This window comes from Bacteroidota bacterium, from assembly GCA_018831055.1.
In the GTDB taxonomy this organism is placed as follows: Bacteria; Bacteroidota; Bacteroidia; order Bacteroidales; family B18-G4; genus M55B132.
Window position 1 is genome coordinate 1 of sequence record JAHJRE010000154.1, and the last position, 5,570, is coordinate 5,570.

A 5,570-nucleotide genomic window follows, 5' to 3' on the forward strand; every position below is an offset into this window, starting at 1 on the left:
CATGCCAAATGACGATGAAGCCCAAACAGCCATCAACGAGTTGAACGGAGCTAAGGTTATGGGTCGTAACCTCCGTGTGAATGAGGCGAGACCCCCCAAAGAAAAATAGAACCTTACCCAAACACAAGGAGATTATAATGTCAAAAATAAAAAATCAAGATCACGTAAAAGTCCATTATACAGGTACCCTGGATGATGGCCAGGTATTTGACTCTTCCGAGAGCCGGGAACCGCTGGAGTTTGTTGTAGGAGAAGGGATGTTGATCCCGGGTTTTGAGAATGCCGTTATCGGCATGGAACTGAACGAAACCAAAACGGTAAAGATTCCTCATGATGAGGCGTATGGCCACAGGCATGAGGGACTGATACAGGAAGTCCCCAATGCAATGTTACCATCCGGACTGAATCCCGAGTTAGGCATGGAACTCATGTCAAAACAGGATGATGGTCAGGAAATGGTGGTAAGGATTGTTGAGGTAAAGCCTGAAAGTATTGTTATAGATGCAAACCATCCCCTTGCCGGGGAAGATCTGACCTTTGAGATTAAAGTGGTCGGAATTAACTGATAATATTTTTGTATTAAGTGGCGGTGCCTGTGTATCCATGGGCACCGTTTTTTTTTATATTTGAGGGATCATGCTTTATACCATTGGAGAAATATTACTCGACATTATTTTCCGGGATGGTCAACCCGTTGCTGCCCGTCCGGGAGGCGCCATGCTCAATACTGCTGTATCGCTCGGACGTTGCGGTCATAAGGTGGCATTGATATCGGAGTTGGGATCCGATACACCGGGGACCATCATTTTGAATTTCCTGGAATCAAACCATGTTGATGTATCTTATATCCGTCGGCATGAAACCGGTAAGACCGGTATTGCTCTTGCTTTCCTGGATGAAAAAGGGGATGCTTCATACACATTTTATAAAGATTATCCTGAGGAAAGATTGAACCAGCCCAAACCTCATTTTTCTTCAGACGACATCCTCCTTTTTGGGTCATTTTATTCACTGATACCCGAAGTAAGGAAACCGGTAATGGAGATAGTAGGAAAAGCGCGTGAAGCCGGAGCTACTATTATCTATGATCCCAATATCCGCAGTCCTCATAAACATGAGATGGGGGAGAAACGCCCTTCCATCCTGGAAAACATTAGTTATGCCCGTATTGTAAGGGCATCAGATGAAGATTTTAAAACGGCCTTCGATGTTACCAATTCGGTTGACGCCTGGGAGATCTGCCGCTCACAGGGCTGTCCAATGCTGATGTATACCATGAATGCCGGCGGAGTTCGTGTTTTTACAGAAGCATCGGAAGATTTTTATCCGGTCGCGAAAATTAAACCCCTCAGCACTATAGGAGCAGGCGATAATTTCAACGCCGGGGTCATGCATGCCATGGCCAGGGGTAATGCCTTGCAGGAAACAGCGATCCTGGCTGAAAACGGAATTGCCTTTGCAACGGATGTTTGCCTTTCCTACGACAATTATGTCTCATGGGAGTTTGCAAAGGAGAGGGGATGATTCCTTTTATCGTTTGCTTTTCTTCTGGAAGTACTGGTAATCCAGGTAATATAAGAACTTGACCGAAAACGAATTGGTCATAGGGTTGCTGAATGTCTCCCGTACATCATCCGTAAAGCTTTGGGGGATGTCATCATTATCGGTGTAAATGTTGTTTTTGTAAATGACCAGCAACTGGCTTCCGGGGGCGAATTCCCAGGTGAAAATCAGGTCAATGTTGAATGCGTTGAAGGAAAAGTCGTGGTTTCCGCTGTATTGGTTTACCGTCAGGTGCCCGTCGTCCTGTAAATCATAATAGCGATTATAGTCGGCTGCAAACCAGTAATGCCTTGCCTGAAGTGAAATACTGGTCTTCGGATTGAAAATATAACTGGCATCCATTTCATTTTCAATTTCCAGGATATCCCTGGCACCGAAAATAATGTCTTTATGGCCTGTTTGCCCGGTACTGTCACTTACGTAACCAAGGTCGTTCAGCTCACGGTTGTAAATGAACCGGTATATCAGAAAAAACTTGTCGCTGAAACGGATACGGGGAGCTATGGAATAACTATAACTAATTTGATCATAAGCATTTGCCTTCTCAATACCTCCTCTGAGATCTACAACGAATTTCTTCCGGTAATCGGGCGACAGAAATAGGGAAACTTCATAATTGGCTGGTAAAATAACCATTCTTCCAGGAGTGCGGGACTCGAAATGGTCATGTTCATCAATAGGCTTGATGTCGATTCCGAGGCCGGTGGTCAGGTAATTTTTCCAGGTGGCCCTGGAAAATGCCTCAATCCCGAATTCACTGAAAAGCCTTGGGTTGTAAAGGTACGACAGGTAAACTGCAACTTCATTTGACAAGTCCATGAACTTCCAAAAGGGATCAAAAAAATTATATTCCATCTGGATTCCTGTTGTGAAATCATTGTTCCGGCGAGTGTAGCCCATGTCATTGGGATCATACGTGTCGCTGATAGTCTCCTGCCAAAGCTCGTACCGGAAATTTCCGCTTATCTTTCCAATTTCAATATTATACTCATACCCGAATTCGGGCGTTGTATCCCGGAAATACTTCTGGCTAACATTTCCCATGGCTGAGACCGCAAACATGTTCTGCTTGTTTTCAAGGTGTAATTCCAGTCCCGACACGTTAGCGGTATAATCTTTCTTACCCCTGTAAACATTGGTATTATAAAGGCTGACGAAGGAATTGTTCTTCAGCGATTGGTCAAAGACCAGCATATTATAATTGGTTGCAGGCTCAGTGAGGATTTTTTGTTTGTTGCCCAGGCTATCCCTGATTTCTGCCCAGGTATTTGTGGTAATGGCATTGAAGACGCCGATGCCCAATCCCTTTCCTGTACGGCCAGACAGCTTGGAGGCGTTGATTAGTTGCATATTCTCGGGATTGCTGATCACCGTTACCGTTGTATCGTCATTTATTTTTTCATATCCCGACGGTGTCCCGCCTATCCTGCGTGAATAAAATACGCCTCCTTTATCGAAAAGCTCGGTTCCTTCCGTGAAAAAGGGTCTTTTTTCCTCATAATAAATCTCGAAGGGGCTCAGGTCGATGATCACATCGTCGGATTCCACCTGTCCGAAGTCAGGGATAAGGGTTGCATCAAAGGTAAAGCTCTCGCTGAGCCCGAGTTTTACATCCATGCCGTAATTATAGGAATAAGCCCATTTGTCTTTTCCCGGTTGTCTTTCTGCGTATCCTGCAACATACGGAACAAAGGAAAGCCGTAATGGAGGTTCTAATTGTGTTAAGCCTGTTATCTCCCCGGCCTGGTTCAATACCCCGTCGAGCTTGTTGTTCACGTAATTCCAGGTATCCCATTCCCTGTGACGGCGTATGCCCCTCCAGAAGTTCACTCCCCAGGTCTGGTTTTCCTTATCGGGAAAGCGCAATGCCGAATAAGGTATTTCTATCTCGGCTATCCATCCGCTGTCGGTAATGGTGACGGCACTTTTCCAGACGGCATCCCATGACTGATCATGGTCGTTAGGTGAAAGCTTGGCATCACCCTGGACATTTGAAGCCGAAACGCGAAATTCAGAAGCATTAAGTCCGTCGTTGTATGTGGAAATATCGGCTGTGAATTCATCGGCATTAAGGTCGTCGGCATCACGTATCCCCAGTTCGGTAAGTATGCTGTCGGGGGCGCTGTCGTACATCATGGCCCCGATATAGATGCTGCGGTTGTCGTACATCACCCTAACCACAGTGGGCTGGGAGGGCTTTCTGGCATTGTAAGGAGTGAATTGAAAAAAATCCTTTGCCACGCCGGCGGTTTTCCAGGATGCTTCATCCAGGATGCCGTCGATCTTAATGTCTTCTGTGATGCGGGTTGCAACAACCTGTTTCTTCGGATTCTGTGCATTCAGAACCGGAAAGGCAAAGAAAAGGGCGATTATCAGGAAAAAGGCCGTGCAACGATAATCCGTCATCTGTAGGGATTTTGAAAGCAAATATAGAATTTTGAGGAAATCATAAAATTATTTTCCTGCCAATTCAGAGTAAAGCCTGTAATTTTCCTCATCGAAGCATACGAAAACCACTTCTTCGATTTCTTTATTTCTTTCCAGGAATTGTTTAACCGTGCTTAGTGCAATTTGTGCTGCCGGTTCTTTGGGGAAGCCATATATTCCCGTGCTGATGTTCGGGAATGCGATGGTACGGCATTTATATTGTATTGCAAGGTTCAGGCTCGTTTCATAGCAACTGCGCAGCAGGTCCTCTTCGTGGTTATGCCCGTCCGACCATATGGGGCCAACGGTATGGATAACGTATTTGGCAGGCAAACGGTAAGCCTTTGTGATCTTTGCCTGCCCCGTTTCACAACCGTTCAGTGTACTGCATTCTTCAAGCAGTTCTGGGCCGGCGGCACGGTGTATGGCACCATCGACACCGCCTCCTCCAAGCAGGCGGCGATTGGCGGCGTTGACGATGGCATCGGTCTCCACCTTTGTTATATCGCCCGTAATGATGCGAATCCTGGATTTATTCATGGCTGTTCTCTTCGGTTTTCATCACAAAGAGCTGTGTGGTCTGATAATCGACCACTTTAACGCTTTCTCCTTTATCTATAAAGCCGCTGACAGCTGTGGCATCGTAAATGTCGTTCGCTATCTTCACCTTGCCGGCCGGCCTGAGTACCGTAAAGGCTATTCCTGTCTGCCCGATCATGGATGTATAGATGCGGTCGGCTGTGGTAAAGCCTTTATCCTTGTCCTGAACAGCATCCAGAGCAAGATGCCCGAAGATTGTTGTGGTAAAAAGCTTCTTACTCAGATAAATAGATCCCAGCAGAGAGACAAAGATGGCTATAATGACTATAAAAAAGGCTTTCAGGATATTTTCAAAGTTAACTCCGCTGAAGTCCCAGCCTACATTGCCAATCATGCTCAGTGTCAGTCCTGTCACCACCAGCACAATGCCCGAGATTCCCGCCACACCGAAGCCTGGCAGGGCAAAGACCTCAATCAGAATAAGTACCACGCCTACCATGAAGAGGATGATCTCCCAGTGATTGGCCAGCCCTTCCAGGTAAAGGGGGGCAAAATAAAGCATGGCGGCAACGATGGAGGCCACCAAAGGAAATCCCACACCGGGTGATTGCAGCTCGAAATATATACCCCCGATGATGATCATAATCAGGATACCACTTACCACGGGGTTAATCAGGAATCCGATGATTTTGTCGGTGGCTGTCAGTTCCTGTTCAATGATCTCGTAATCAGTAATGTTGTTCAACTTCAGTATCTCGCTGATGCTTTCTGCTTTTCCCTCACAAAACCCGTATTTCATGGCTTCTGTCGTGGTAAGGGTAAGAACTTTTCCTGTATCGACGATACCGGGGATATAGATATCGGGATCCACCATGGCCTGTGCAATATCGGGGTCTCTGCCGTTGGCTTCGGCAGTGGCGCGCATCCATGAGCGCATATACGACTGGTATTTATCGGGGACGGGTTGGCCGGTCTGGTCCACCACGGTGGCCGCACCCATCGAAGCAACGGGATTCATGTAAATGCTGTCGCAGGCTATC

At 46.6% G+C, this 5,570-nt stretch carries 5 protein-coding genes; 2 read left to right on the top strand and 3 right to left on the bottom strand.

Annotated features, from left to right (window positions below; genetic code table 11):
• The first annotated feature begins 137 nt into the window (after positions 1-137).
• Both KKA81_10175 and KKA81_10180 read left to right on the top strand, forming a co-directional pair.
• A complete protein-coding gene (locus KKA81_10175) occupies positions 138-566 on the top strand; it encodes a peptidylprolyl isomerase (GenBank protein MBU2651290.1) in 429 nt (142 codons plus the stop codon).
• A gap of 70 nt (positions 567-636) precedes the next feature.
• Positions 637-1,524, top strand: coding sequence for a carbohydrate kinase (locus KKA81_10180; protein ID MBU2651291.1), 888 nt, complete (start codon positions 637-639; stop codon positions 1,522-1,524).
• A gap of 6 nt (positions 1,525-1,530) precedes the next feature.
• Here the strand turns inward: KKA81_10180 and KKA81_10185 are convergent, their stop codons facing one another.
• The 3 genes from KKA81_10185 to KKA81_10195 all read right to left on the bottom strand — a co-directional run.
• Positions 1,531-3,969, bottom strand: coding sequence for a carbohydrate binding family 9 domain-containing protein (locus KKA81_10185; protein MBU2651292.1), 2,439 nt, complete (start codon positions 3,967-3,969; stop codon positions 1,531-1,533).
• Positions 3,970-4,017: 48 nt separating this feature from the next.
• Positions 4,018-4,530, bottom strand: coding sequence for an O-acetyl-ADP-ribose deacetylase (locus tag KKA81_10190; protein ID MBU2651293.1), 513 nt, complete (start codon positions 4,528-4,530; stop codon positions 4,018-4,020).
• Positions 4,523-5,570 (bottom strand): nodulation protein NfeD (locus KKA81_10195; GenBank protein MBU2651294.1); only part of this gene is annotated, 1,048 nt, incomplete at its 5' end. The genes KKA81_10190 and KKA81_10195, both read right to left, overlap by 8 nt.

Excerpts from the sequence above, each read along its gene's own strand:
- KKA81_10190 (MBU2651293.1), bottom strand. The coding sequence starts at position 4,530 with ATGAATAAATCCAGGATTCGCATCATTACGGGCGATATAACAAAGGTG.
- KKA81_10180 (MBU2651291.1), top strand. The coding sequence starts at position 637 with ATGCTTTATACCATTGGAGAAATATTACTCGACATTATTTTCCGGGAT.
- KKA81_10175 (MBU2651290.1), top strand. The coding sequence starts at position 138 with ATGTCAAAAATAAAAAATCAAGATCACGTAAAAGTCCATTATACAGGT.
- KKA81_10185 (MBU2651292.1), bottom strand. The coding sequence starts at position 3,969 with ATGACGGATTATCGTTGCACGGCCTTTTTCCTGATAATCGCCCTTTTC.